Genomic DNA, 25,882 nt, shown 5'->3' with positions numbered 1-25,882 from the left:
GGTGGTAAGGACCCGTCCAGCCTGTTGCATATTACTTGCAAGAACAAGAGGAACGCACTTGCGAGACTCCCCCCTTGACAGCCACACCTCCCCTGACAAGGCTGAACCGGACATGAACCCTTCCCAACAGCCGCCCCAGTACGGACCGTTCACCGAATCCACGGCCGAGGCCGCGGTGAAGGCTGCCTGCGGCGAAATCGGCGCACCCCCCCCCAGCGATCTTGAGCTGCTGAGGATCGGCGAGAACGCTCTCTTCGCCGACCCGGCGCGGGAACTGGTCTACCGAGTCGCCCGTTCCGACATGCTCACCGCGAAGGTGGACAAGGAACTGGCCACCGCCCGCTGGCTCGTGGCGCAGGGGTTCCCGGCGCTCCCGCCCCGGGACGACCTGCCGCAGCCGATCGCGGTGGAGGGGCGGTTGGTGACCTTCTGGGAGTACGCGCCTCCCACCACCCTCCCCGCACCCCAACTCTCCGACCTGGCCCGGCTCCTGCGCGCCCTGCACGCACTGCCGGAACCGGACTTCGCCGTCCCACCCCTCAACCCCTTCCCGTTGATGAGATGGAGGCTGGAGCAGGCCGAGGGGGTGGCGGAGGCCGACCTCGCCTTCCTCTACGCCGCCTGCCAGGACGCGGAGGACGACTTCCACGCCCTCGTCGCCGCGGACCCGGCGGCGTACGGGCTCGTGCACGGCGACGCGCACCGCGGCAATCTGCTGCGGCGCGGCGAGCGGGTGCTGCTGATCGACTACGAGGCCGTCGCCATGGGCCCGCGGGCCTGGGACCTGCTGCCGACGGCCACGGCCGTGGACCGGTTCGGGCTGCCGCCCGCCGAGTACTCCGCCTTCGTCGACGTCTACGGAGCCGATGTGACGAAGCACCCCGGCTATCGCACTCTGCGCACCGTGCGGGAGCTCGGCATGACCACCTGGCTGATGCAGAACGTCACCCATTCCCCGTCCGAGGCAGCCGAGTTCGCGCTGCGCATGGAGTCGTTGAGGAGGGGTGACCTTGGCGCCCGCTGGCACGCCCTCTGAGCCCGAGAACGCACCGAACGCGCCGAACCCACCGACCGCGCCCTTCGCGCCGTACGTCTCACGCGACGGCACCCGGCTGACGACGGTGTACGCGACCTCGTGGACGTACGCGCCGGGCGGCACCGCGGACGGAGACGGTGGCCCCAGCCACCCGTCGGGCCTGCTCAAGCTGGGCCGGCTCGCCACCTTCTACGAGCAGCACGCCGATCAGTTACCGCAGGTGCTGCTGCGCGAGCGGCTCGATCCCACGGCGGTGGTCCCCGACCGCTGGAGCGCGACCGCCGAGGCAACCGGCGTCACGGCCGCCACGCTCTGGTATCTGACCGCGCCTTCCGGTCAGATCCTGCTGGCGCTCACCTTCGACGTCGACGCTCCCCTGATCGCCTGCATCCCCCTCCTCGAAGACCTCTACTACGCGGACCTCACGTGCGACGGCGTCGGACTGGAGCAGCTCGCGGCGTCCAGGGTCGGCGCCACCACACCGGGGCTGCTCCAGGAGCGTCACCAGCTCGTCTTCCGCGCCTCCCCGACCACGGCGGACGTCCCGTCGGCCGACACGGTCCAGCGGGTCATCTACCGGGCCGATCTCCCTGCCCGCCCCGAACACAGTTCCATCTGCCTGCCCGACGAACTGAACCGCCGCCCCACCACGACCGGCGCACTCGGTCCCTACGCCAGCCTCCTGACGGGTCATCAGGACTACGTGGAGAACGCCGCGTTTCTCTCGGTCGTGCAGGCCGTCGCCTCCGCGGCCCGCCTGCGGGAGATCCAGGTCCTCGCGGATTCCTACACCCGCCACTTCCGCAACCGCTCGGACGGCGGCGCCCGCCCCCACGAACGACGCACGCTGCTCGAACACATCACGGACGCGCTCGGCCACCTCGAACTCGAGCTGGGCTACAGCGTGGAGACGCCTGCCGATCTGGCCACGCTGATCCCCTCCCTCAGGCCGACGGCGTACCACACCGCCTTGTACGAGGCGATGGGGGTGACCGAGCGCGCCGCCAAGATCAGCAAGGGGCTGTCCCGCCTCGCCAACTCCGCGGCGGCCGAGCTGACGTCGATCCAGTCGACCGAACAGCGCTCCGCCGACCGGCGCCGCGTCCGTACGGTCGCCGCCGTCACCTTCGTCACCACGGTGACCGCGACCCTGGGGCTCCTCTTCGCCTTCTTCGGCGTCAACTCCTCAGAAGTCGACGCCCACCGCTCGATGTTCGACCACACCTACACGCCTGTCTACGCCGTCATCGCGTCCGTACTCGTCCTCGCGTTCGCCCTGTACGCCACCCTGCAGGCCGTCGACCGCGCGGCCCTGCGCCGCGACCGCGCCCCACTCCCCACCTGGCACGGCACCCACCGCCTCCTCGCCCACGAACTGGGCGGCTCGATCCTGGACGGCACCCCCCTATCCACATCCCTGCCACCGGTCCCCGCTCCCCGCCCGACGCCGCCCCCACCCCCGTCCCCGCCCCCGGCCCGCCAGTCGGCCGAGCGGTGAGAGGCCGAGGGCCTCGACTTCCACTCGCCGCGAAGGTCCTACGTCAGCCAGCTGATCGAGGCCGGCCACGACGCCGGGATCGCTTCCTCGACGATGTGGCCGAGCCCGGGTCGCAGCCGACCCGAGTCAGCCGGCCGCTTCGACGTACGAGGCCAGGTTGGCCAGCGAGGAGGCGATCCCGGCCTCGTGGACCGCTTGGTCGATACCGGGTGGCACGTCCGTGGCGGTGACGGTCACCTCGGTCCTGTCACCGTCGGCAGCGAGGTGCCAGGTCATCGTCATGGTGCCCGCGAATGACGGGTCGTCGGCCTCGAACACCGCCCGCTGCACCACGCGCTCCGGTGGCACCAGGTCGGCGAACGCGACATCGACGACATCCGTCGCATCCGAAGTCTTGCCGGGGCCGCCGGAGGGGTCGAGGTAGGTGAGGACCATCCGGAACCCGCCACCAGGCCGGGGATCCCACCGCTCGACCCGCCCGCGCATACCGTCCGGCGGCAGCCAGGCCTCAAGGGACTCCCGGTCGAGGAGGGCGCCGTAGACAGTCGCCGGTGGTGCCGCGATCACCCGGCTGGCGCGGTCGGTCCTGCCCATGGACCGATTCTAGGACCTTGAAGTGCTCTCCCGGCTGAAGCCGGGAGATTCCTGCTTACCTTGCGGCAGCGGGCTTGACGCGCTTCGCGCGCCTGACGACTGCCCTCCCGGCAGCCGGGATGAGCGCGAGGCCCATCCGGTACAGGTGCAAGACGTTCCGGGCTGCGTTGTGGTCGGCGTTGCCCGACCAGCCGCAGTCCGGGTTCTTGCACACGAACACGGCCTGGCTCTCCCGGCTGCCGGACGTGGTGAAGCCACACGCTGAGCAGCGCCTGGAGGTGCCGGGGGCGGGGACCTTGACCACGGTGCCGCCGAGCTGGGCGGTCTTGTACGTCAGGATGGTGACCGTGCGGCCCCATGCCTCCTGGCTGATGGAGCGGTTCAGCCCAGATTTCTGGGCAACGTTCTTCCCCGGCTCTTCGACCGTTCCCTTGGCGGACTTGACCATGTTCGTGATGCTGAGTGCTTCGACCACGACGGTGGCGTATGTGCGGGCGATGACGGTGGTCGTCCGGTGCTGCCAGTCCAGGGCCCGGCGCTTGGCTTTCGCGCGCAGTCCTGCGATCTGGTCATAGGTGCGGTGCAGCCGACGGCTGGTGCGCTCGCCGGGCTTGCGGTGCTGCTTACGCTGCGCGGCACGCTGCTCCAAGTGCAGAAGCTTGGCCTTCTCCTTGCCGGTCAGCCATGCGCCGTGCTCGTACGTTTCGCCGTCCGAGAGGGCGATGGGCACGGTGACGCCCACGTCGATGCCGACGTCCGGTCCCTGGTGGGGATCGGGCTTGACCTGAAGGGTCTGAACACGGAAGGCGATGTGCCAGCCGAGCGCGTCCTTGATCAGTCGTGCCCCGGTGATCCGGTTCTCCGCGCCTGCACGCTTGCCTACGGGCAGGTCTTTGGTCCACCGGAAACGGACCAGGCCCACCTTGGGAATGTTGACCATGCCCCAGCGGCGGTGCACGCGGGTGATGTTCAGGTCCCGGCCCTGCGGGATGTCCACGGACATCACCGTGCGGAGGCGGCCCTTGAAGTTCGGGGCGTCGGCGCGGCCCTCCCAGCAGTTCTTCCACGCCCGGAAGTACGTCTTGAGTACCGCTTGCGCGGCCTGGGCGGGGAGGACGGCGAGAAAGTCGATGTCCTCGCGGGCCTGTCGGATCGCGGCGTCCGCGTTCGCGAGTGTCCGCTTCTCCTTCGGCATCATCTGCCACCACGCGTGCAGCAGGTTCCACATCGTGCGGGCCGCGTGCGCCTGGTCGTCTGTCTTCAACATCCCGGCAGGCGACAGCGCGAGCCGGGCACGGTGCCCGAACTGCCGCTTGACCAGGGTGTTGTGACTCACAATCGAGAGCCTATGTCACCGCGCTGGAACCCTAATCCCGATGTCAGAACCGGTCGCCATGTTGTCTACAACCTGCACGTTCACTTGGTTTTTGTCACGAAGTACCGGCGGAAGGCGTTCACCGACGCCATGCTGACCCGCACAGAAGAGATCATGCGGGAGGTCTGCGCCGACTTCGAGGCCGAGCTGAAGCAGTTCAACGGCGAACAGGACCACGTCCACCTGCTCGTGCACTACCCGCCCAAGGTCCAGCTCTCCAAGCTGGTCAACTCCCTCAAGGGCGTCAGCTCCCGCAGACTCCGCCAGGAGTACGACAGCCACGTCCGCCGGTACCTGTGGGGTGGACACTTCTGGTCCGGCTCCTACTTCGCAGGATCATGCGGCGGGGCACCCCTGACCGTCGTCAAGCAGTACATCGAAAACCAGCAGCGCCCCGTCTGACCGTCACCCCGGAGGCGCAGAGCACTCCGGCGCTTCGCGCCTCCGGGCCAAGGATGGCCTTCACCCCCGCCCTGAAGGGCGGAGCACTGACCAAGATCAGAGGTAGAGGTTCCACCAGGCCCATGACGGGTTTCGTATCCCGGACTGTTGAGCGGCGGCGACCGCTGCTGACGCGGGACGGCTGACGAGCTCTGCCGGCCCGCGCGTGGTAGCCGCCGGCGGTGGCAGGGTTCTCTGCTCCCCGCGCCCGAGGGGATGGCCGCGGACTGTGGACGTACCGGCCGGAGCCGGTGTCACCCATTCGCCGGTAGTCACAGAGTGTATTCGATTGGTTACTCTGAGCTAGTTTTCGGCTACTGAGGCGCGACCGGTCGCGTTACGCCAGGACTCATGTCCCGGCGTGGAGAGCGAGACCTTACGTGCGTTCTTGGTGCCGACACCCACCGCACACCCGGTACCCCGGGCCGAACCTGCTCAAGGCGCTGCTCCATGGCGACTGCGAGGCAGAGATGGGAATTACGTGATCAGACGAGCAACCTGGCAGGCGGTGTTGGCGCTGAGTTGCGCCGGCGCCATGCTGGCTCCAGCAACGCCTGCTTCGGCCGATACCGGCGAGGGCAAGCTGACCGTCAATGTGTTCAGGGAGTATGCGGCCAAGGGAGATCTCAACCCGCAGATCCAGACGGCCCTGGCCGGAGCGACGATCCGGATCAGGAGCGACGACTCGGGAGAGGAACGGTTCTACCCGGTGGGCCCGGACGGAACCATCACCATCGATTTCGACGACTGGCTCGACTCCGAGGGCAGGTACCGCATTGACCTGACCGACTGGCCGGACAAGTACGACCCGGCCACCGGCAGGGGATTCCTCCATCCGGCATTCGCGGGCTCCGGACTCTCCTCCCACCTCAATTACGTGGACCTGAGGAGGGGCAAGGACACCACGCTCAACCTGGGCGTGTGGAACCCGGACGACTACTGCCAGGACAACCCCACCCTCGCCACAGCCTGCCAGCAGGCGGCGACCAATCCGGACAGCAGCAAGACCCTGGTGACCTTCCCGTACAACTCCCGGGGCGACACCCAGGGCAACAACACGAATCCGAAGCCGATCGCCGACGTCGGGGACACCGGAGCCCTCTACGGGCTCGCGTACCGCAAGAAGGACAAGCGGATCTTCTCCGGGGCCTACGCCAAGCGGCACACGGAGTACGGCCGCAACGGCCAGGGCGCGATCTATGTCACCGACCGGACCACCGGCGTCACCGGAGTGTTCGCCGTCGTGCCGAACGCGGGCACCACGCCTCACAACCAGGCCAACCGCGTGGACGCCCCCTTCTCCAGCCGGCCCGGCAAGGAATCCCTCGGAGACATCGAGATCTCCTCGGACGGCTCGGAGTTGTACGTCGTCAACATGAACGACGGCAACCTCTACACCTACGACGCCACAGTGGTATCGGCGCTCGCCCCCAAGCGGGCGCCGGTCAAGATCCCGGACACCGCCTGCACCCCCGCCGGCGACTGGCGGCCGATGGGCCTCGGCGTACGGGACGGCGTGCTCTATGTCGGAGGCGTCTGCTCCGCCGAGAGCACCCAGAACGTGAACGATCTGCGGGCCGTGGTGTGGACGTACAACCCCGCCACCGGCACCTTCGGTGCGGCGCCGATCGTCAACGAACCGCTGAACTTCCCCCGCGACCCGGCCGTCGACCCCACCCCGGGCAACTGGAAGCCGTGGACGAGGGACAACCTGGCGCTGTTCCCCACGGGAATCCAGGCCTACCCGCAGCCCATGCTCAGCGACATCGAGGTGGAGCGCGACGGAGGCCTGGTCCTGGGCTTCCGCGACCGGTACGGCGACCAGTCCGGTCTGCAGATGCCCAACGCCAACCCGGCCACCGGCATGGCGCTGGAAAACGGCAACACGGGCGGTGACATCAACAAGGTGTGCCGCAAGTCCGACGGCACCTACCACTGGGAGGGCAGCGCCGACTGCCCGCGCGTCGGCAACGAGTTCTTCACCGGCGACAACTGGTACAGCGGGACCATCCACCGGGAGACCGCGCAGGGCGCGCTGGCGCTGCCGCTGCAGCAGGACACGATCGCCAGCACCGTCATGGACCCGGTGCGCACCATCCAGTCCGGCGGAATCGGATGGTTCGACCGTACGACGGGCAGCCGCGGCGGCGACCCCTCCCAGCAGGGATTCGGCGTCGTCTACGCCAACGACGGCGGCTTCGCCAAGGCCCACGGCCTCGGCGACCTTGAACTGTTGTGCGACGAGCCACCGGTACAGATCGGCAACCGGGTGTGGGTCGACGACGGCGGCGGCAGCCAGAACACCGACGGCTATGAATCCCTGGGCTTCCCCGGTGTGACGGTCACCCTGCGGGACGCGGCGGGCAACGTCGTCGCCACCAAGAAGACGAACGCGAAGGGCGAGTACTACTTCGACCACCGCGACGGACTCCAGCCGAACACCGCCTACACGGTGGAATTCGACAAGACCACCGCCGACACCAGCAAGCTCCCGGCGAAGTTCAGGGACATCAGCAAGCTCAAGTGGACGCCCACCACGGGCCCCGACCCGGCGACCAACTCCGACGCCGTGCCGACCGGCGGCAATGTGTCCTCGCCGACCGCCGTGGCGAGCGTGACGACCGGACCCCCGGGAACGGTCGACCACGATCTGGACGCCGGCATGTGGGCAGGCACCTGACCGCCGCCCCAGCCGCCCCAACCGACCGGAGGGTCCGAGCCACGCCGCTACGAGCGGGGCCCGGGCCCTTTGGCCTTCCCCGAGTTCAGGAGAACAGCGAGGCACCGAGGGGACGCGCGGCCGAGAAGCCCGGCAGCACCAGGAAGGTGCCGGAGGCGGTGGCCGTGGCGAACCGGGAGAGCTCGTCCCCGTCGTCCAGCCGCTGTTGCGTCGCCACGAAGGTGCGCAGCTCACGCTGGAAGCAGATGAACAGCAGCCCCCGGTCGTCCGGCCCGTTGGCATAGCTGTAGCCACGCCGCAGCATCAGCCCGCTGCCCGTGGCGTTGGGGTGGGCGCGCCGCGCGTGTGCCAGTGCCGGGACCAGGTATCGACCCTGCGCGGACTTCGCGCCCAGGTCCAGGGGAGCGTCCGGGCTACCGCCGCTGAGCGGTGCACCGTCCTCGCGGCGCCGCCCGATCGCCCGTTCCTGCTGGTCGAGGTCCTGGGCGAGGAAGCGTGCCACGTCCAGTCTCAGGCGTCGTACCACCGCGACCGTGCCGCCCCGCACCCTGTCCGGGGCCGGCAGCCACACCTCACGGGCCAGCTCCTGAGGGGTGCGCGGCACTGTCATGCCGTCCAGGAACCCCAGCAGATTGCGCACCGGCCCGGGCCGGTCGCGGGGCGCGGGGGACCGGAAACCGTACTGCTCCCAGCGCGGAGCCGCCGAGTGTTCCCGGAGCCAGGCTCTCAGGGCGCCATCAGCCAGCGTCACCACCTGGGGGTCGGACGCACAGACCTGGACCATCAGGTCGCCGCTCCGGGCCGCGTCCGGCATCTCCTCCCGTGCGAAGGCGGGCAGTTCGACCGCCCCGGGCAGGCCGCCGTCCACGGCGGCGACGACCCGCGGGCCCACCCCGACGGTGACGGTCAGGTCCCCCGGCGGGAGCCCGCCGAGGGCCGCATCGCCCCCCTGCGTCAGCGCGAGGACCCGTGTGCCCAGCCCGGCGACCAGATGCGTGTTCCGGCGCACGAAGTCGGCACCCGGAGCGCCCGGTTGGCCCACGCCGGGCAGGTCGTGGACCGACAGGGCCAGATGCTGCTGGGGTTGCGCCGGGCGGTCCACTCCGGCCTGACGACTGCCCCGGGCGGACACGGCCATGGTGCCCGGCGCGGACCGCGCTCCAGCAGGGGAGCCTCCCGACGGTGCTCCCACCTGCGACCCGTCGGCCGGGAGAGCGGTGGGCCGTTGCCGCGCGGCTACCGCGTACCCGGCGATCCCGGCAGCCGCCGTGGCCGCCGATCCCCTCACAAGCGCCCGGCGCCGCGACAGCCACTGTTCCGTGCCCGATTCACCCAAGCGAGTACCGTCTGTGATCACCCGACTACTCTAAGCTAGAATCCGGTGTCCTCATGGATCGGAAGAAACCTCGCATGAACCCGCACATCGTCCGCCCGGCAGGGGGCAGTTGGCGCGCTGCGACGCTCGGCTGCGTGCTGGTCACCGCGCTCCTGTGCGGCGGCTGCTCGGGAGCCTCCACCGGCACCGCCGGCCACGGCAACGGCCCCGCACGCTCGACCGGTTCCGCCACCATCCGGGTGCCGGGGCAGGCGGCCACGATCAACGCCGCCCTCGACAGGGCCCACCCCGGTGACCTGGTGCTCGTCTCACCCGGCGTGTACCACGAGACCGTCACGGTGCGCACCGACCGTGTGGTGCTGCGCGGCACCGACCGCAACCGCGTGGTCATCGACGGCGAGGGCAGGCGCTCCAACGGCGTGGTGGTCACCGCCGCGGGCGTCTCGGTGGAGAACCTGACCGTCCGCAACCACCTCCTCAACGGAGTGCTGGTGACCGGCATGAGCGACGCCGGCGGCGGACTGGCCCGCGGGAGCGACGGCTACCAGCACCTCGACCCGGCCCGCTTCCCTCCCCTCGACGGCTTCCGGGTCCGCTATGTCACCGCCCACGCCAACGGCCTGTACGGCATCTACGCGTTCAACGCCCGGCACGGCGTGCTGGAGCGCAACTACGCCTCGGGCAGCGCCGACTCCGGCCTCTACGTGGGCCAGTGCAAACCGTGCCACGTACTTGTCCAGGACAACATCGCCGAACACAACGCCATCGGCTACGAGGGCACCAACGCCAGCGGACCCATCTGGGTGCTGCACAACCGCTTCACCCACAACCGGGTCGGACTGACGGTCGACACCGACTACCAGGAAGCCTACGTACCCCAAACGGGCGGTGTGGTCGCCGGCAATCTGGTCGCCGACAACAACGCCCCCGACACACCCGAGCAGGCCGACGGAGGCTTCGGGATCGGAATCGGTATCGCCGGCGGGCAGCACAACGCACTCCTGCGCAACCGCGTCAGCGGAAACTCACGCGCCGGCATCGTTCTCGCCTCCCACGAGGACGTACCTCCCCTGGACAACCGACTGGAGGACAACACCCTGTCCGCGAACGCGGTCGACATCTCCTACCAGGCCTCCGCCCGCGCCCCGGGCCAGGGCAACTGCCTGCGCGGAAACACCCTGCACCGCACCCTTCCGGAAGACCTTCCGCACACTGCTCCCTGTCCTGGGGGAAACAGCAGGACCTCCGCCACGGCGCCGCCCACACGCACCGCCCCGCCACCGGCCGGGATTCCCTTCCTGGACGTCGCCCCGCCCTCCGCCCAGCCACAACTCCCGCACGCGCGATCCGCACCCGCCACCCCCGCCGTCCGCCTGCCCGGCGACGTGCACGCCGACCGCGTGCCGCTCCCCGGCCCGGACCTGCTCGCCGTACGTCCCCGCCACGGCGTGACCGTCCGATGAGACCCCCGCGCCGACGCACCTCGCCCGCCGTTTCGGCCTGCGGCATCGCGCTGACTCTCCTGACCCTGCTCGGCGGCACGGCCTGCACCCAGGAAAAGCCGGCCGCCCCGGCCTCCGCCACCAGCGCCCCCGCGCTGACCGCCCGGCAAGCCGAACTGCTCGCTCTCACCCGGTTCGCCAACTACCGGCGCGGCACCGCCCAGGTCACGGCCGACATCCCGGTCCAAGGGCATCCCGCTCGGCTCACCGGCCGCATCGACTGGCGCCACTCAACGGGACTCGCCATCCTCCAGGGCAACGGTGGCGTCCTGGAACACGGTCGTCACCTACTGCGCTGGGACCGCACCACCGTCTCCGTCCAGCGCAACTGGCCGGGCCCCCTCCCCCCGCACCCACCCCGCGACGGCTGGACCCAACGCGCGCTCACCGCGACGACATCCACCATCGACACCGCCCTGCTCCTGCTGCTCAATCTGGCCGCCGACCGACCGGACAACGCCCAACTGCTGCTCCACAGCGGGGCACGCAGCCTCCGGCACGAGGAAGTAGGAGGAGTCCCCGTCACGGTCTTCGCGGGCCCGTCCACCACCACGTCCCAAGAGCCCTCCCCGGGTACGGCCCGCACCACATCGGGCCATACCCGCTACTGGATCGACGCGGACGGCGGACTGCGCCGCTTCTCCGCACGGCTGGGCGGCAGCACCGGGTGGCTGGTGGCGCAGCTCTCCGCTGCGAAGCAGTAGTACACCGCGTTCTTCGGTGGCAAGCCGTTGGGCAGCCGGCGCAACCTGCAGCCGGTGCGGGCTCGGTAGAGGATCGTGTTCGCGATCTCCCGCATCTCGTAGCTGCCTTGGGCCGGCCACGCGTCCTGAGAAGTCCCGGGTAGCGTCGACGGCATGACCGAGAACCCGTTCGTGGCCCATCGCAGCCTGCTGTTCACGGTCGCCTACGAGATGCTCGGGTCGGCGGCCGACGCGGAGGACGTGGTGCAGGAGTCCTGGCTGCGGTGGGCCGATGACGCCCCTACGGCGATCACGGCGCCCACCTTGGTTTTCGCGGGCGGTAGTGACAATCACCCGCCTCAGGAGAGGATCGCGGAGATGGCCGGTCGGTTTCCCGCGGGCCGGCTCCTGACGATCCCCGCGGGTCATCGCGTCCACGCCACCCGTCCCGTGGAGTTCTGCGCGGCCGTCGAGGAGTTCCTCAAGGGATGACGACCGCTCGACGGTCGCTTGACGGCCATGTGGCGACCATTCAGGTATTGGCACCGCGCGCGGCCACCCGCCACCGGTCCAGCTCCACCCCTTGGCGGGCGATCACCAGTTCCTCCGCCAGGTTCACGGGCGTGCACACGTGGTTGGGGACGACGGCGACGACGGAGCCGAGGCGGGGGCCGGGCGTGCCCTCCGGGAGGTGGACCACCGCGTGGTGCTCCCAGAGTGCGGTGATCGTGGCCTCGGGGTACTGCGGGAGGTAGCCGTGACCGGTCACCCACGCGGAGCGGTCCACGCCGAGCACCTTGCTGCCCGCGTCCAGGACGAAGCGGTCCGGGGCCGGGACGCTGATGACGGTCGAGGCGGCGCAGAGGGCGAGGTCGTCGACGGCGCAGGTGCCGATGGCCAGTTGCTGGGCGTCGTTGAAGACGTAGACCCCGGGACGGAGTTCGTTGACGGGGCCGGGGCGCCAACGGTCCGCCGTCGGGGTCGAGCCTCCGCTCAGCACCTCCGCCGCCAGGCCCAGTTCGCCGAAGGAGACAGCCGCCTCGGAGAGCGCCCGCTCCTCGTCGCGGGCCGCCCGCTCCCGGGCCTCGGGGTCATGGCCGTACCCGTGCCCCGGGAAGGTGAACGCTCCGAGCACATGCAGCCCGGCGTCCGCCGCGGCCCGGGCCACCCGCCCCGCTTCCGCCGCCCGCACCCCCGTCCGGGCCGTCCCGCAGTCCACCTCGACCAGCACCTCCACCCCGCGGTCGCTCCCGCGCACCGCGTCCGCCAGCCGCCGCGCCCCCTCCACCGAGTCGACCCCGACCCGCAGCGCGACCTCGTCGGCCAGCCGGCGCAGGCGTCGCGCCCTGTCCTCGTCGAGCCAGAGCGGATACGCGACGAACAGGTCGTCCACGCCCGCCGTCGCGAACGCCTCCGCCTCGCTCAGGGTCGCCACCGACAGCCCGCGCGCCCCTGCCCGGAGTTGGCGCCCCGCGATCTCCGCGCACTTGTGGCTCTTGGCGTGCGGCCGGAGGCTGAAGCCTCCGGTCCGGGCGGCCTCGGCCATGCGCGCGATGTTCCGGTCCAGTACGTCGGCGTCGACGACCAGCACGGGCGTGACAAGCCCTTCGGGCAGTTGCTCAAGCATCAGTACGACCTCCCAGTCCGCTACAGCCTCTCACTCCCCTTCCGGCTGTGTACATTAGGACTCAACCTAGACCCTCTAGGTATGTGGATAGTCAATCAACCCAGTGCCACAGAGGTGGTCCCCATGGCTCGTGCCGGGCTCACGGCCGACCGCGTCGTCGCGGCGGCGGCCGATCTCGCCGACGAGGTCGGGTTCGAGAACGTCACCCTGTCCGCGCTGGCACGCCAGTTCGGTGTGAAGGACGCGAGCCTGTACTCGCACGTCAAGAACGTGCGGGAGCTGCGCTCGCGGATCGCTCTGCTGGCCGCGGGCGAGATGATCGACCGGATCGCCACGGCGGTCGCCGGACGGGCCGGCAAGGACGCTCTCGTCGCCTTCGCGGGCGCCTACCGGGAGTACGCGCTCGAACGTCCCGGCCGCTACGCCGCCACGCACATCCCACTCGACCAGCTCGACGCCACCCTCGCCGCCGAGTCCGACGCGTACCGGCGCACCGCCGAGATCACCTACGGCATGCTCCGCGCGTACGGGCTGTCCGAGCCCGACCTCACCGACGCCGTACGGCTGTTGCGCAGCACCTTCCACGGCTTCTGCACCCTGGAGGCGAACGGCGGCTTCGGCGCCCCCAGGGACGTACAGGCCTCCTGGGAGCGCGCCCTCGACGCCCTGCACACGGCCCTGGAGCACTGGCCACGGAGCGAGGAGAAGAGAGACGATCACGCGTGACGCCCACTACCACGGCGGTCACCTCGGCATCATCGAGCACCCCGTCGAGTTCGCGGATCTGCTCACACGGACGCTCACGGCGACGGGGAGCTGAGCACCTGTACCTCGTCGTACGTCGGCGCGGTGCCGAACGGCGGGCGGCCTGCCCGGATGTCCGCCATCGCGTCCAGCGCCGCGCCGAGCGCCCGCCGGTAGAGGTACGAGCCGAGGCTGATCCTGCGTACGCCGAGGTCGGCGAGCTGGGAGACGGGCGGGCCCGCGGGTGAGTAGAGGATGTTCAGCGGTACGTCGAGGGTCTTGAGCAGGGCGGAGATGCGGGCCGGGTCGGTCAGGCCGGGGACGAACACGCCGTCGGCGCCCGCCTGTTGGTAGGCGTCGAGACGGCGGACGGTCTCCCGCTCGTCCGCACCGTCGCCGAGCCAGTGGGTGTCGGTGCGGGCGTTGACGAAGAGGTCCGGTACGGCCGCCCTGACCGCCGCGATCTTCGCCGCGTGCAGGTCGGCGGGGCCGAGGCCGTCCTCCAGATTGATGCCCACCGCCCCGGCGGCTGCCAGCTCACTCGCCAGCTCCGCCACGTCGGACGGGTCCTGGGCGAAACCGTCCTCGGCGTCGACGGACAGCAGGTACGGACCGGTGCCGAGCTGCCGGACGAGCCGTACGGTCAGGTCCCGGGTCGCCGCGACCCCGTCCGGCAGTCCGGCCGCCGCGGCGACACCGAGGCTCGTCGTGCCGATCGCCGCGAAGCCCTGAGCGGCAAGGAGCGCGGCCGAGGCATGGTCCCAGGCGTTGGGCAGGAGGAGGGGGGTCTCGGCGTGGTGAAGCGCGGCGAAGGGACTCGTCGAGTCGTTCATACGGGGAACGCTAAGGGCGCGATCCTTCGGCACCCGCCGAACCGTCCTCACCTCCCCCGAAAATCAAGGCAACCTTTCGCTCTTCGGCGGCAACCACCCCACATGACCAACGCAAGACCCACCACCACCCACCGCCGTCGCCACGTCGCCCGTAAGCCCCTGGCGGCCGGGCTCGGGGCCGTCGGCGTCCTCGCCGGGGCCTGGTACGCGACCGCCACGCCGACGACGACCACCGCCACCACGGCCGCCGCCGCGCAGGTCGCCGCCGTCACGAACACCACGGTGAGCCTCACCACCAAGTTCCCCTACCTGTCCGCGGGTTACAACAACACCCGCGAGTGGAACCGCACGGCGACCGCCGTGGCGCCCAACGGCACCCTCCGTGTCGCCTGGCCCGCGTCCGACGGCGTCCATGTCACGACGCTGACCGCGGCGGGCAAGCGCTCCGGCGCGGACACGGTCGTCAAGGGCACCAAGGAGGTCGGCGGCCTGGTCGCGCACAACGACGGCTTCGCGCTGCTGACCCGCGTCTCCGACACGAACAAGTGGAAGGAGACGGCGGCGGCGCTCATCCGCTACCAGAACGGCAAGCAGGCCTTCCGTACGAAGCTCACGGGGACCGCCTCGCACGACACGGCGCCGCTGCTGGACGGCCGGCTCACCTGGAACGGCACCAAGTACGGCACGTACTTCGTCGTGCACGGCGCGGGCGGCTTCGCGGACGGCCACTTCGGCGACAAGCTCGCCTACGTCAGCTCCAAGGGCGCCAAGCTGACGGGCGGCTGGGGCTGGGGGTGCAGCCACAACGAGGGCATCGCGCTGCACGCCGAGACGACCGGCGCGTTCACCTCGCTGTGCTTCGACGACTGGCGCTCGGGCCTGTTCGTCTCGACCGGGATAGGCGCCCCCGACAACGCGCCCGCCGTGCAGCGCGAGCAGTGCTGGGCGGGCTACTGCGGCGGCACGTTCGCGGGCCGCAGCGGCGAGCTGGTGAAGTCCTCGACGGGCCGGTACGCCACCGCCTTCGCCTCCCGGGGCGCCGCCTCCGCGGCCAAGAACCCGGCCGATGCGAGCGGCCGCGGCTGGACGGTGAAGCCGAAGACGACGACCCACCAGGTGGCCGTCGCCTTCCTCAAGAACCGCAACACGCCCGCGGGCAAGCCGGTCTACCTCACCAGCGCCGTCGGCACCGAGAGCGTCAACGTGCACATCGCCCCGTACGGCAAGGACCGGCTCCTCGTCTCCTGGGAGTCCCTGAAGAACGCCAAGTGCTCGGCCGGCACCTGCACGGGCACCTTCACCGGCACCCACCTGCGCCTGATCGACTGGAACGGCGCGTTCAAGTCGCCGGACAAGGTCGTCCAGGCCCGTATCTCCGGTGACATCGCGACTCTGAAGGACGGCTCCCTGACCTGGGCGTACGCGCCTGTCACCCCGTCCTACACGAGCGCCCTCACCGGGGCTTCACCGACCACGACGACGCTGAAGATAGCCCGTCTGAAGCCCTGAACCGGAAGCACGCCGAGGGGCCAAAGGCCCAGCTCACGCGGACGTCGTACTCCCCCTCCACCTTCACGGACACCAGCTCCGTGAGGGGAAGGGGATCCGGCTCGCCGGTGAGCCGGACGAGGGCGACGAAGAGGGTGGCGCCGGCTCCCGTGGCACCGGTCGAGTCCGACAGGCCGTGTACGGAGAGGAGTTCGGAGCGCACATCGTCGCCTTCCGGCCACCCCGTGAGGCCTACCGGCGTCCCCGGGGCCGCCCCCGCCACCAGGTGCGCCCGCACCTCGACGGCGCCGTGCGCCACGACGAGGTTCGTGACCCGGACGTCCTCCCCCACCGCGTGCCGGGACGCCACCCAGCCGTCCCCCGCCCCCAGCGGTTCGATGTGCGTCCGGCTCGGATCGTCACCGACGATCACGCTGTTGTCGTAGGACGGCGGCGACGACGCCGAGGGCGCGGTCGCGGTCGAGTACGCGAGCCGTGTGTAGTACGGGTCGTAGCGGACGTCCTCGCTGCCGTGGTTGTGGAGGCGGACCAGGCCGTCCGAAGTGGTCGTCTGGAGGAGCCAGTTGGGCGGCCCGACGGGCGTGACGGCGTCGGCGCGGTCCGTCGGGCCCGGCTCCTCCCGTGCCGTCCACACCTCGTGGTCCGGCGGGAGGAGCAGGCCGAGGAAGGCCTTGCTCGCCCAGTACGGGGAGGCCGGGCCCGAATAGCCCTGCAGGACCGTCTCGTCGGGGCCGTGCCAGCCGAGGGTGAGCAGGCCCCGGCCGTCGACCGCGCCCCGGTCGAGGAAGTACCGGAGGGCGCCGGACGCCAGGCGTCGGGTCTCCCCCGGCGACAGGGGCGTACGGCCGGTGAGGGCGCCGAGCCACAGCGGTGCGGTCGTCGCGAAGCGGTAGGTCAGGGAGCGGCCCTGGCGCATCGGGGCGCCGTCGCCGCCGAACAGGCGGGCGTAGTCGGTGAGATGGCGGGAGAGTCGGCCGCCATACAGGTCCAGCAGACCGGCGTCGTCCGCGAGCCAGGCGTGCAGCACCGGGTACAGGTGCATCGCCCAGCCGTTGTAGTAGTCGAAGGCGCGGCCGGGGCCGTCGGTGTACCAGCCGTCGCCGACGTACCACTCTTCGATCCGCTCCAGGCCGCGGTCGATCGCGGCGCGCGACGCTTCGGGTTCGTGGCCGATCTCCCGCAGGAAGCCGCCGACCGTCACCGGGAACAACTCCCAGTTGCAGGCCCAGGGTTCGGCCGTCAGCGCGTCGCCGAGCCAGGCCGCGGCCCGCTGCCGTACGCCGTCGTCCAGGCGGTCCCAGAGCAGCGGCCGGGTCAGACGGAGCGCGAGGGCGATCGACGCGGCCTCGACGAGCGGCTGGCTACGGTCCTCGATACGGGGCCAGATGCCCGCGGTTCCGGCGGCGAGTCCGTCGGCGTACCGCTCCAGGGCCTTCTCGTCGCGGCGGAAGGCGGCCAGGAGCAGCGTACGGGCGTAGCCCTCCAGGCCGTCGGAGAGTCGGCCCGACCAGCTGGTGTGCTCGCCGGGGAGGTGGTAGAGCGCGCCGTCCCGCGTCGCGTACGGGGCGACCGCGGCGAGCAGGGAGTCGGCGGCCGCCTCCCAGTGGGCGCGGGTGTAGCCGGTGTACGGGCTGAGGGTGCGGTCCTCGGGAGGCATCAGTGGCGCTTCCTGGTTCGGCGGCTCGGTCGGGTGATACCTGGGGCGCCCCGGTTCCGGACGGGACGCCCCAGGGGCTCATCCCACCCTTACCTGGCGCTCGGGCACCAGATGCCGGGCGACGAGTTCGTCGCGGACGAGGCCCGCGTAGACCGTGGCCCCGTGCACGGAGGTGTGCGTGTTGTCCCGCTTCTCGTTGTAGAGGTAGATCGCCTTGGAGCCCTCGACGCCCAGGGTCTCGACGAGGGCCTTGGTCCTGGCCGTCAGGTCGATCAACGGAACGTTCTCGGCGGCGGCGACCGAGCGGATGACGGCCGGGAGGTCGACGCCGAGGCCGTTGACCAGCAGTGCGGTGTTGTTGTTCAGGGTGCCGTCCGCGTTGAACCAGCGGCGGACGATGGGGGTGACCAGGACCGGGTCGCCGCCCTGGGCGCGGACCCCCGCGACGAGGGTCTCCAGGTTCGCACGGTACGTCGGCTCGTCGGTCGTCTTGTCGTTGTGGGCGAGCTGGATGAGGACCAGGTCGTGGCGCCGGATGAGCGGCTGGACGGTCGGGAAGAGCGCGGGGTTCTCAAGGTAGGTGACCGTACTCTCGCCGGAGTCCGCGTAGTTGGCGACCGATACGCCCTTGCGGAGGTACTGGGGCAGTTGCTGGCCCCAGCCGGAGTAGGGGTCGCCGGGCTGGTCGCAGACGGTGGAGTCGCCGACCAGGAAGATCTGGCGGGTGTGCGGGCGGGCCGGGGTCACCTTGATGTCGGCCAGCGCGGGCGCGGAGCCGCCGAGCACCAGGTCCAGGCCGGGGGCGCCGTCGGGACCGGTCGGCTCGCCCTCGGGCGTGCGGACGTTCACCGTGAAGCTGCGGGTCACGCTCTCCCCGGCCGCCGTGGCGGTCTCGGGCAGCAGCGAACGGCGCGTCTCACCGCTGACGCTGGTGCTCGCCGCGGCCTCCCCGCCGAGCCGTACGCGCACGTCGTACGTGCCGGGCGCGACGTCGAAGTGGCAGGCGCTCGCGGTGCAGTTCTCCAGGCCGAGGGCGCGCGGCCCTGCGTGCGCCTGTGCCGGTGCGGCCGACAAGGCGGTGGCAGCGGCCAGCACGGCCACGCCCAGGATGAAACGTCTCATTGCGGCTCCTCCAACAGGACGACAAGACCTGGCGGCTGGACCGTACCGCTACCGGCAAGCGCTTTCTAGTACTAGGCGCGATTTCACATGATTGCCAACTCCCAAGCAGCGAAAGCCCTTTCGCGAAATCGATTCAACTGCCAGTCTTCCGCACACCCGCACACCCGCACCTCCGAAGGAGGCACCCCCATGTCCAAATCCACCGACAGATCCCTCGGACGCCGCACCTTCGTTCTCGGCACGACGGCGGCGGCCGTGAGCGCGACGGCCCTCACCCAGGCGGCCGTCGCCGCGAGCTTCGGCTACACGGACGACGGCTCGAACTACGTCATCGACACCGGCGCGAACCTGGTCTTCAAGGTCAGCAAGACCAACGGCGACCTGACCTCGCTCGTCTACCGCGGCACCGAGTACCAGGGCTACGGCGGCAAGAACTCGCACGTCGAGTCCGGCCTCGGCACCTCCACCGTGACCATCGCACAGTCCGGTTCGACGATCCTGGTCAGCGTCGCGTACGGCACGCTCAAGCACTACTACGCGGCCCGCAGCGGCGAGAACAACGTCTACCTGTGGACCAACAAGGCGGACACCTCGGTCAGCGCGACCCGTTACATCGTGCGCGTCAAGGCGGGCCTGTTCCTCAACGACGAGCCCGACTCCTACACGTACGCGCCCACCATCATCGAGTCCGCGGACGTGTTCGCGAAGTCCGACGGCCAGACCCGCTCGAAGCACTACTCGAAGCACCGTGTCATCGACTACGACTACATCGGCTGGACCACCGGCGGCGTCGGCCTGTGGATCGTGCGCAGCAACCACGAGAAGGCCTCCGGTGGCCCGTTCTACCGCTCCCTGCTGCGGCACCAGAGCGCGGACGGCGGCGGCCTCTACGAGATCCTGTACTACGGCGAGAACCAGACCGAGGACCAGCGCTTCGGCCTCCAGGGTCCGTACGTCATCGCCTTCACGGACGGCGGTACGCCCTCCTCCTCGCTGTACGCGGCGAACCTCACCACCTCCTGGGCGGACTCGCTCGGCATCTCCGGGTACGTGGCCGCCGGGGGCCGCGGCAAGGTCGCGGGCGTCGGCATCTCCGGGCGGAACACGACGCAGGCGTACACGGTCGGGCTCGCCAACTCCGCCGCCCAGTACTGGGGTTCGGCACGGGTGTCGGACGGCTACTACTCGATCGCGGGCGTGCTGCCGGGCACGTACACCCTCACGGTCTTCAAGGGTGAACTCGCCGTGTACACCGCCTCGGTGACGGTGACCGCGGGTGCGACCACCACCCTCAACACGATCACCATCCCCTCCTCGAACGACCCCGACAACGCGAGCGCGATCTGGCGGATCGGCACCTGGGACGGTACGCCGAGCGGGTTCAAGAACGCGGACCTGATGACGTACGCGCACCCGTCCGACCCCCGGGCCGCCGCCTGGACCGGCAACGTGGTCATCGGCAGCGGCAACGAGGCCGCGTCCTTCCCGGCGTACATCTGGAAGGACGTCAACAGCGGCCTGCTGGTGTACTTCAAGCTGACCGCCGCCCAGGCCGCCGCCGCGCACACCCTGCGGATCGGGGTGACGACGGCGTACGCGAACGGCCGCCCGCGCGTCACGGTCAACGACTGGGTGTCGGCCATCCCCTCCCCGCCCACCCAGCCGAGCACCCGTTCCCTGACGGTCGGGTCCTACCGGGGCAACAACAACACGTTCACCTACAGCGTCCCGGCCGGCGCGTGGCTGACGGACACCAGTCAGTACAACGTGCTGAAGATCGATGTGGTGAGCGGTTCGGGAACGACGGCCTATCTCAGCGCGGGGACGTCGATCGACGCGCTGGACCTGCTGGTCTGACGCTCCAAACGGGTGGGACCGGTGTCGCGGTGAGCTTCCGGGCTCGCCGCGGCACCGCGGGCCCTGGGGGCGGGGCGGCGCTTTACACACCTCGTCGAGCGGGGGATCGCCTTTCCCTCAGACCGGCCGAAGGGGGGTTCCGAGGTGCCACGATGGCCTTTCCGTGTCGGTGCTGCTGGACCGGCGCAGCGCCGCCCACGCCCGACAGCAGGAGTCCGACCCCCGGACATCACTGGTCCAAGTCCCTCTGGATCAGCCGGAGGCCGGTTCCTGATGTCGACGCGGCCCCTGCGTCAGGTCCCGCGCGTCCACTGCTGGTTCGTACCTCCGTTGCAGGTGTACGTGATCAGCGCGGCGGAGTTGGCGGTGGACGCGCCGTTCACATCCAGGCATTCGCCGCTCGCGCGGGACTTCAGGAGGACGTAGCTTCCGGAGGCGGTGACCGACCACTGCTGGGTGGTCGCGGTGGCGCAGTTCTCCTGGGTGACGTCGGTGGCGTTCTCGGTGAGGCACAGGGAGCTGTGCCGGGTCATCAGCTCGTAGTAGCCGCTGCCGACCGACTTGAACCAGAACTTCTGGTTGTTGCCGCCGTTGCAGGTGTACTGGGAGAGCGCGACGCCCGTCAGCAGGGACTGGCCCGGTACGTCGGCGCACTTGGCGGAGTGCCGGGCCGTCAGCGACTCGTAGGTGGCGCTCGTCCCCGTGATCGTCCCGGCCGTCGTGTCGATGGTGACTTCCGGCGACCAGCTCATGCTCATGGTCGTCGAGCTGGGGAAGGTCAACGGCAGCCAGACGTAACGGGAGTCGTTGACCGTCCCGCCGAAGGAGTTCCCCCAACGGTCACCCATGTAGAGGTACGAGGTGCCCGAAGTGCCCTGCACGGGAAGGACGTACGCGGTCTGCGAGCCGTACGCCGTCGCGTCGCCGACGTTCGTCATCGCGGTCCAGGGACCGGCGAGGGAGGTGGCGGTGGCGTACTGCTGCTGGTTGGGACTCCAGCCGGTGGCGGCCGAGGTCAGCATGAAGTAGACGCCGTCCCGCTTGAAGAGTGCCGGGGCCTCGCGGTGTCCGCCGTGCCAGGGGTCGGCGACCAGACTGTCGATACCCGTGTAGTCGGCGGTGAGCTTGTAGATCTGCAGGTCGTAGTTCTCGCGGGCCGCCGACACCATGTAGCCGGTGCCGTCGGTGTCGACGAAGGTCGTGATGTCACGGGACATGTACTGGCCGAGCGGCTGGAAGCTGCCCTGGTAGGTGTAGTCGCCGTCGACCGTGTCCGAGACGGCGACGGCGGCGCGCGCCTCGCTGTAGTCGACGCCGTTCTCCTTGTGCATCCACATGACGAACTTGCCGGTGGACGCGTTGTACATGACCTTGGGCCGCTCGATGTAGGCGGTGCCCAGCTCGGAGGCGCTGGACTGGGTCAGGACGTGACTTCGGAACTCCCAGTTCTTCAGGTCGGTGGAGCGGTAGGCGTCCACGTACCGGAAGGTGTTGTCGGCGTTGCGGTCCTCGCCGAACCAGTAGTAGTAACTGCCGACCTTGATGACCCCGCCGCCGTGCGCGTGCACGCCGTTGCCCGAAGTATCGGTGAACTGGGTGCCGTTGGTGATGGTCTGGGCGGCGGCCTGGGCCGGGCCCGCGACCGTCAGGGCCCCGGCGAACGCCAGACAGAGGACCACGAGGACCGCGTACACACGTCTCATCTGGAATCCCTCCATAGATACCCCTGCTCACTGATTGGTTCGAGACTCCGAACAAAATCTGTCATCACGAACGCCGAAAAGGTAAGGGCGTGTTACGTAGAGGTCAACGGGTCGGGCAAGAGGCGACAAAATAAACAGAGAGAAACATCGGGAAACAAAGCCGAACGCGAAATTTCTGTTATCGACCGCCGGTCCGGACCGTCTCCGAGACGTGCGCAGCCATACCCACAAGACAGCAGCGGTCACCGGAGCCCTCGCGGCGGTCGCCCTCACGCTCGGCACCGCCCCTTCTTTTTCCGCGACTCGCCTCGCGACGGCCGCCGCCGACGGGGACGTCACCGCCGACGTGCTCGCGGGCCGGGACGTGACGCTCACCGGCGACGCGGTGGTGACCGTGCCGCCCGGGACGACCACGTACAACGGCGCCTTCCATGGCGAGGGCACGCTCACCGTGCGCGGCGGCGGCACGCTGATCCTCACCAAGGACAGCGACTTCACCCTGCCCAGGGCACGACAGCGGCAGAGTGTGAAGACGCAGGGCGGCAACCACCCGTACACCACGGTGAGCAACCCGGACCCGCCCGCGATCACGGTCGAGCGCGGCGCGACCCTCCAGTACGGTACGGGCGGCGGCACCGGTCTGATCGGCCACTTCCCGTACAACACGCCGGGCTATCAGCTGAACCAGCTCAACGTGCGGGTCGACGGCACGCTCCGGTTGTCCCTGACCCGCACCTTCAACATCGGCACCATCAGCGGCTCGGGTCTGGTCACCCAGCCCCGCAACATGTGGGGCACGCTCGACCTGGCCGGCACCCACCCCTTCTCCGGGGTGATCGACAACGGCACCGGTATGGCGGTGGGCCGCCCCGAGTACCCGGTGGCTCTGCCCAACGCCCGCGCCGTCCTCAACCAGGGCTCCTGGATCATCGACACCCCGCTGTACCAGACGATCACGCTCCGCCAGAACTTCTACCAGCGCGAGTACGGCAGCGACGTCAACGTCCACTCCCGGCCCGGCAGCAAGGTCGTGCTCACCGGCCAGTACAGCTACAGCGACCAAGGCGGCGACACCAACCCGTCGCTGAGCGACCCGGGCATCAACTGGCGCGCCGTTCCCCACAACCTGAACAAGCGGGGCACCAACATCGAGGGCGCGAACGTCCAGTGGGGCGACGGGACCACCCACAAGATCTTCATGCCGGGCACGAAGGACACCGTCTACATCAACCTGCATGTCGCGAGCGGGGTCCGGTCCCGGCTGACCTTCGCCTACAACGGGCCGGTCACCCTGGGCGCACCCATCGGCGGCGGCCGCTACCACGACACGCTGGCCGCGCCCGGCGCAGGGGACGTCGTGATCAAGGGGACGCCCGGCAACGACGTCACGTTCGCGGCCGAGCAGTACTACGACGGGTCGACGACCATCGAGAAGGGCGCCGTGCTGAGGCTCGGCTCGGGCACGCGGGGCGGTGACGGCTCGCTGATGACCGGCTCGGAGCGCCGCCGGATCGTCGACGACGGCACCCTTGTCGTCCGCAATGTGACAACTCCCGTGTCACTGTCACATTTCGGCGGCGAGGGTGGGCTCACCCAGTCGGGTGCCGCGACCACGACCCTGACGGGCGGCGAGGTGTCGTACACGGGCCCGACGACGGTCACCAAGGGCACGCTCGCCCTCGCGTCCGGCGCCACGCTCGCGCACAGCAAGGCGATCCGGCTCACTTCGGCCGGGGCGCGCCTCGACGCTCGTACGACGGGTCTTCGGGTGTCCACGTCCCTCAGCGGCAAGGGCACGGTACGGGGTGCGGTCGTCAACGACGGTGAGGTCGCGGGCGCCCTCACGGTGACCGGCGACTACACGCAGCACACGCAGGGCACGCTGGTCCTGCGCGACAAACCCCTGAAGGTGACGGGCGCGGTCCGGCTGGCCGGGGACCTCGACCTGTCGGCCGCCGGGACCGACTCCGCCCGCGAGATCCGGGTGCTCGACCACACCGGTCACACGAAGACGACCGGAGCGTTCGCCGGCCTGCGCGAGGGCGCCTCGGTGAAGCTCGCCGACACGACGTACCGGATCAGTTACCGCGGGGGCGACGGCAACGACGTCACTCTGAAGGCCGTGGCCGCGCACCGGTCCCCCGGCCCGTCCGCCTCCGCCGCCCCCTCCGTGAAGAACACCGCCGCCGTCGGCAAGAGCGAGGGCACACGCACATGGTGGCCCCTGCTGCTCGCGCCGCTGCTGACCGCGCTCGCCGTGCCGGTGGTCCGGCGAGGGCGGTCGCGGCGGCGCGACGGTCGTCGGCACGCGGCCTCCCGGTGAGTCGACGCCGCCGGTGACGCCGTTCAGGGAGTTGTGCACGAGCGGTTCGAGGATGGCGCGGTCCGCCGGGGCGCCGAGGATCTCGCGTACTTCGGGGCCGAGTTGATCGACTTCATGCATGCCCCAAGGCTAGGCGAGGCCGAAGCCCTGGCATTCCACATTGTGGTCGATTTGTTCATCAGGTGGACGCAAAGGGGCGCGGAGGTCCCCATCGACTAGCGTCATGACATGACCAGCGACACCTTCCGCAGCGCTTCCTCCCGTACCCTCGCCGACGCCCTCGCCTCCGGAACGGTCGTCCTGGACGGCGGTATGTCCAACCAGCTCGAGTCGGCCGGGCACGATCTGAGCGACGAGCTGTGGTCGGCGCGGCTGCTCGCCGAACGGCCCGAGGCGATCACCGAGGCGCACCTCGCCTACTTCGAGGCGGGCGCGGACGTGGCGATCACCTCCAGCTACCAGGCCACCTTCGAGGGCTTCGCGAAGCGCGGCATCCCGCACGAGCGGGCGGCCGAACTCCTCGGTCTCAGCGTGGAGCTGGCCCGCGAGGCGGCCCGGCGCGCGCACGCGAAGGGCGTCACGCGGCCGCTGTGGGTGGCCGCGTCGGTCGGCCCGTACGGGGCGATGCTCGCGGACGGGTCGGAGTACCGGGGGCGGTACGGGCTGAGCGTCGCCGAGCTGGAGCGGTTCCACCGTCCGCGTCTGGAGGTGCTGGCCGCCGCCGCGCCCGACGTGCTGGCCCTGGAGACCGTACCGGACGCCGACGAGGCCGAGGCGCTGCTGCGGGCGCTGCGCGGGCTCGGCGTACCGGCGTGGCTGTCGTACACCGTCGCCGGGGACCGTACGCGGGCCGGGCAGCCCCTGGAGGAGGCCTTCGCCCCGGCCGCCGGCGCGGACGAGATCATCGCGGTCGGCGTGAACTGCTGCGCGCCGGAGGACGTGGACGGCGCGGTCGAGACGGCGGCACGGGTGACCGGCAAGCCGGTGGTGGTGTACCCGAACAGCGGCGAGGTGTGGGACGCCGAGGCGCGGGCCTGGGGCGGGCGGTCGACCTTCACCACCGAGCAGGTGACCGGCTGGCGGCGGGGCGGGGCGCGGCTGATCGGAGGGTGCTGCCGGGTGGGCCCCGGGGCGATCGCGTCGATCGCGCGGACGGTGGGGGAGCTTTCCGCATAGGCCCCCGGGGCAGCCTGCCGACACCACGGCGAGCGACCCGCCGGTACGCCGGCCGACGGCGTCGGCCGGATCGAGTTCCCCGTCTCTCGTCACGTTCCGCTCCGCCTGCTAGCCTCCGGCCCGGGAACCGGTTGCCGTCGATGTTGCCGAGCTTCCCTGGGGGCGGGCGGGTCCCGGCGGCGGCGA

General features: G+C 70.3%; 20 protein-coding genes and 1 pseudogene. 12 read left to right on the top strand and 9 right to left on the bottom strand.

Going from position 1 to position 25,882, the window contains the following annotated elements:
* The first annotated feature begins 112 nt into the window (after positions 1-112).
* Together OG747_RS35450 and OG747_RS35445 are read left to right on the top strand one after the other, a co-directional pair.
* A complete protein-coding gene (locus OG747_RS35450) occupies positions 113-1,036 on the top strand; it encodes a phosphotransferase enzyme family protein (RefSeq protein WP_405883431.1) in 924 nt (307 codons plus the stop codon).
* Positions 1,011-2,534: a hypothetical protein gene (locus OG747_RS35445; RefSeq protein WP_405883430.1), complete on the top strand. Its 1,524-nt coding sequence runs from the start codon at positions 1,011-1,013 to the stop codon at positions 2,532-2,534. The genes OG747_RS35450 and OG747_RS35445 overlap by 26 nt, the downstream gene beginning before the upstream one ends.
* 126 nt (positions 2,535-2,660) lie before the next feature.
* Here the strand turns inward: OG747_RS35445 and OG747_RS35440 are convergent, their stop codons facing one another.
* Positions 2,661-3,128 (bottom strand): SRPBCC family protein, encoded by a 468-nt coding sequence (locus OG747_RS35440; protein ID WP_405883429.1) that lies wholly within the window; start codon positions 3,126-3,128, stop codon positions 2,661-2,663.
* Between the two features lie 55 nt (positions 3,129-3,183).
* Positions 3,184-4,395: an RNA-guided endonuclease InsQ/TnpB family protein gene (locus tag OG747_RS35435; RefSeq protein ID WP_405885865.1), complete on the bottom strand. Its 1,212-nt coding sequence runs from the start codon at positions 4,393-4,395 to the stop codon at positions 3,184-3,186.
* Between the two features lie 81 nt (positions 4,396-4,476).
* On the opposite strand from OG747_RS35435, the gene tnpA reads away from it, so the two are divergent.
* Both tnpA and OG747_RS35425 read left to right on the top strand, forming a co-directional pair.
* The gene (gene tnpA / locus OG747_RS35430) at positions 4,477-4,905 is read left to right on the top strand and encodes an IS200/IS605 family transposase (protein WP_266991251.1); all 429 of its coding nucleotides are present in this window, start codon (positions 4,477-4,479) and stop codon (positions 4,903-4,905) included.
* 520 nt (positions 4,906-5,425) lie between these two features.
* Positions 5,426-7,624, top strand: a complete 2,199-nt coding sequence (locus tag OG747_RS35425) for an SdrD B-like domain-containing protein (protein ID WP_405883428.1) — start codon at positions 5,426-5,428, stop codon at positions 7,622-7,624.
* Between the two features lie 85 nt (positions 7,625-7,709).
* On the opposite strand, the gene OG747_RS35420 is transcribed toward OG747_RS35425, so the two are convergent.
* Positions 7,710-8,762 (bottom strand): Dyp-type peroxidase, encoded by a 1,053-nt coding sequence (locus OG747_RS35420; RefSeq protein ID WP_405883427.1) that lies wholly within the window; start codon positions 8,760-8,762, stop codon positions 7,710-7,712.
* Positions 8,763-9,034: 272 nt separating this feature from the next.
* Between OG747_RS35420 and OG747_RS35415 the strand changes: the two genes are divergently transcribed.
* Entirely contained in the window at positions 9,035-10,423 is a 1,389-nt protein-coding gene (locus OG747_RS35415) for a nitrous oxide reductase family maturation protein NosD (protein ID WP_405883425.1), read from the top strand.
* Complete coding sequence (locus OG747_RS35410; protein WP_405883424.1) at positions 10,420-11,166, top strand: hypothetical protein; 747 nt, start codon at positions 10,420-10,422, stop codon at positions 11,164-11,166. The genes OG747_RS35415 and OG747_RS35410 overlap by 4 nt, the downstream gene beginning before the upstream one ends.
* On the opposite strand, the gene OG747_RS35405 is transcribed toward OG747_RS35410, so the two are convergent.
* A complete protein-coding gene (locus tag OG747_RS35405; RefSeq protein ID WP_405883423.1) occupies positions 11,067-11,321 on the bottom strand; it encodes a transposase in 255 nt (84 codons plus the stop codon). The genes OG747_RS35410 and OG747_RS35405 overlap by 100 nt on opposite strands.
* Between OG747_RS35405 and OG747_RS35400 the strand changes: the two are divergent.
* Positions 11,320-11,439 (top strand): annotated as a pseudogene (locus OG747_RS35400) (sigma factor); the annotation flags it as partial. The gene OG747_RS35405 and the pseudogene OG747_RS35400 sit on opposite strands and share 2 nt — an antisense overlap.
* Before the next feature lie 238 nt (positions 11,440-11,677).
* On the opposite strand, the gene OG747_RS35395 reads toward OG747_RS35400, so the two are convergent.
* The gene (locus tag OG747_RS35395) at positions 11,678-12,772 is read right to left on the bottom strand and encodes an alanine racemase (RefSeq protein WP_405883422.1); all 1,095 of its coding nucleotides are present in this window, start codon (positions 12,770-12,772) and stop codon (positions 11,678-11,680) included.
* A gap of 123 nt (positions 12,773-12,895) precedes the next feature.
* Between OG747_RS35395 and OG747_RS35390 the strand changes: the two genes are divergently transcribed.
* Entirely contained in the window at positions 12,896-13,498 is a 603-nt protein-coding gene (locus tag OG747_RS35390) for a WHG domain-containing protein (RefSeq protein ID WP_405883421.1), read from the top strand.
* A 74-nt stretch (positions 13,499-13,572) separates the two neighbouring features.
* On the opposite strand, the gene OG747_RS35385 is transcribed toward OG747_RS35390, so the two are convergent.
* Complete coding sequence (locus tag OG747_RS35385; protein WP_405883420.1) at positions 13,573-14,349, bottom strand: isocitrate lyase/phosphoenolpyruvate mutase family protein; 777 nt, start codon at positions 14,347-14,349, stop codon at positions 13,573-13,575.
* 102 nt (positions 14,350-14,451) lie between these two features.
* Here OG747_RS35385 and OG747_RS35380 point away from each other — a divergent pair, with 102 nt between their 5' ends.
* On the top strand, positions 14,452-15,858 hold the full coding sequence (locus OG747_RS35380) for a hypothetical protein (RefSeq protein ID WP_405883419.1): 1,407 nt from the start codon (positions 14,452-14,454) through the stop codon (positions 15,856-15,858).
* Here the strand turns inward: OG747_RS35380 and OG747_RS35375 are convergent.
* Both OG747_RS35375 and OG747_RS35370 read right to left on the bottom strand, forming a co-directional pair.
* Positions 15,803-17,515, bottom strand: coding sequence for a DUF2264 domain-containing protein (locus tag OG747_RS35375; protein ID WP_405883418.1), 1,713 nt, complete (start codon positions 17,513-17,515; stop codon positions 15,803-15,805). The two genes, OG747_RS35380 and OG747_RS35375, sit on opposite strands and share 56 nt — an antisense overlap.
* A 78-nt stretch (positions 17,516-17,593) precedes the next feature.
* Positions 17,594-18,637 carry a rhamnogalacturonan acetylesterase gene (locus OG747_RS35370; protein WP_405883417.1) on the bottom strand — a complete coding sequence of 348 codons (1,044 nt, stop codon included), beginning with the start codon at positions 18,635-18,637 and terminating at the stop codon, positions 17,594-17,596.
* A gap of 189 nt (positions 18,638-18,826) precedes the next feature.
* On the opposite strand from OG747_RS35370, the gene OG747_RS35365 reads away from it, so the two are divergent.
* On the top strand, positions 18,827-20,494 hold the full coding sequence (locus OG747_RS35365) for a rhamnogalacturonan lyase B N-terminal domain-containing protein (protein WP_405883416.1): 1,668 nt from the start codon (positions 18,827-18,829) through the stop codon (positions 20,492-20,494).
* A gap of 293 nt (positions 20,495-20,787) precedes the next feature.
* On the opposite strand, the gene OG747_RS35360 is transcribed toward OG747_RS35365, so the two are convergent.
* Positions 20,788-22,197, bottom strand: a complete 1,410-nt coding sequence (locus tag OG747_RS35360) for an RICIN domain-containing protein (protein WP_405883415.1) — start codon at positions 22,195-22,197, stop codon at positions 20,788-20,790.
* A 211-nt stretch (positions 22,198-22,408) separates the two neighbouring features.
* On the opposite strand from OG747_RS35360, the gene OG747_RS35355 reads away from it, so the two are divergent.
* A complete protein-coding gene (locus OG747_RS35355) occupies positions 22,409-24,520 on the top strand; it encodes an autotransporter (protein ID WP_405883414.1) in 2,112 nt (703 codons plus the stop codon).
* Positions 24,521-24,748: 228 nt separating this feature from the next.
* Positions 24,749-25,696 (top strand): homocysteine S-methyltransferase, encoded by a 948-nt coding sequence (mmuM, locus tag OG747_RS35350; protein WP_405883413.1) that lies wholly within the window; start codon positions 24,749-24,751, stop codon positions 25,694-25,696.
* Positions 25,697-25,882: the final 186 nt, after the last annotated feature.

The organism is Streptomyces sp. NBC_01384 (assembly GCF_045040035.1).
Classification (GTDB): Bacteria; Actinomycetota; Actinomycetes; order Streptomycetales; family Streptomycetaceae; genus Streptomyces.
The sequence above is the reverse complement of the archived record's forward strand: the minus strand, read 5'-3'. Positions and strand labels throughout refer to the sequence as shown.

Coding starts and splice junctions, on each gene's coding strand:
- OG747_RS35450 (WP_405883431.1), top strand. CDS start 113: ATGAACCCTTCCCAACAGCCGCCCCAGTACGGACCGTTCACCGAATCC.
- OG747_RS35440 (WP_405883429.1), bottom strand. CDS start 3,128: ATGGGCAGGACCGACCGCGCCAGCCGGGTGATCGCGGCACCACCGGCG.
- OG747_RS35435 (WP_405885865.1), bottom strand. CDS start 4,395: ATGTTGAAGACAGACGACCAGGCGCACGCGGCCCGCACGATGTGGAAC.
- tnpA (WP_266991251.1), top strand. CDS start 4,477: ATGTCACCGCGCTGGAACCCTAATCCCGATGTCAGAACCGGTCGCCAT.
- OG747_RS35420 (WP_405883427.1), bottom strand. CDS start 8,762: ATGGCCGTGTCCGCCCGGGGCAGTCGTCAGGCCGGAGTGGACCGCCCG.
- OG747_RS35415 (WP_405883425.1), top strand. CDS start 9,035: ATGAACCCGCACATCGTCCGCCCGGCAGGGGGCAGTTGGCGCGCTGCG.
- OG747_RS35410 (WP_405883424.1), top strand. CDS start 10,420: ATGAGACCCCCGCGCCGACGCACCTCGCCCGCCGTTTCGGCCTGCGGC.
- OG747_RS35405 (WP_405883423.1), bottom strand. CDS start 11,321: ATGCCGTCGACGCTACCCGGGACTTCTCAGGACGCGTGGCCGGCCCAA.
- OG747_RS35395 (WP_405883422.1), bottom strand. CDS start 12,772: ATGCTTGAGCAACTGCCCGAAGGGCTTGTCACGCCCGTGCTGGTCGTC.
- OG747_RS35390 (WP_405883421.1), top strand. CDS start 12,896: ATGGCTCGTGCCGGGCTCACGGCCGACCGCGTCGTCGCGGCGGCGGCC.
- OG747_RS35385 (WP_405883420.1), bottom strand. CDS start 14,349: ATGAACGACTCGACGAGTCCCTTCGCCGCGCTTCACCACGCCGAGACC.
- OG747_RS35380 (WP_405883419.1), top strand. CDS start 14,452: ATGACCAACGCAAGACCCACCACCACCCACCGCCGTCGCCACGTCGCC.
- OG747_RS35375 (WP_405883418.1), bottom strand. CDS start 17,515: ATGCCTCCCGAGGACCGCACCCTCAGCCCGTACACCGGCTACACCCGC.
- OG747_RS35370 (WP_405883417.1), bottom strand. CDS start 18,637: ATGAGACGTTTCATCCTGGGCGTGGCCGTGCTGGCCGCTGCCACCGCC.
- OG747_RS35365 (WP_405883416.1), top strand. CDS start 18,827: ATGTCCAAATCCACCGACAGATCCCTCGGACGCCGCACCTTCGTTCTC.
- OG747_RS35360 (WP_405883415.1), bottom strand. CDS start 22,197: ATGAGACGTGTGTACGCGGTCCTCGTGGTCCTCTGTCTGGCGTTCGCC.
- mmuM (WP_405883413.1), top strand. CDS start 24,749: ATGACCAGCGACACCTTCCGCAGCGCTTCCTCCCGTACCCTCGCCGAC.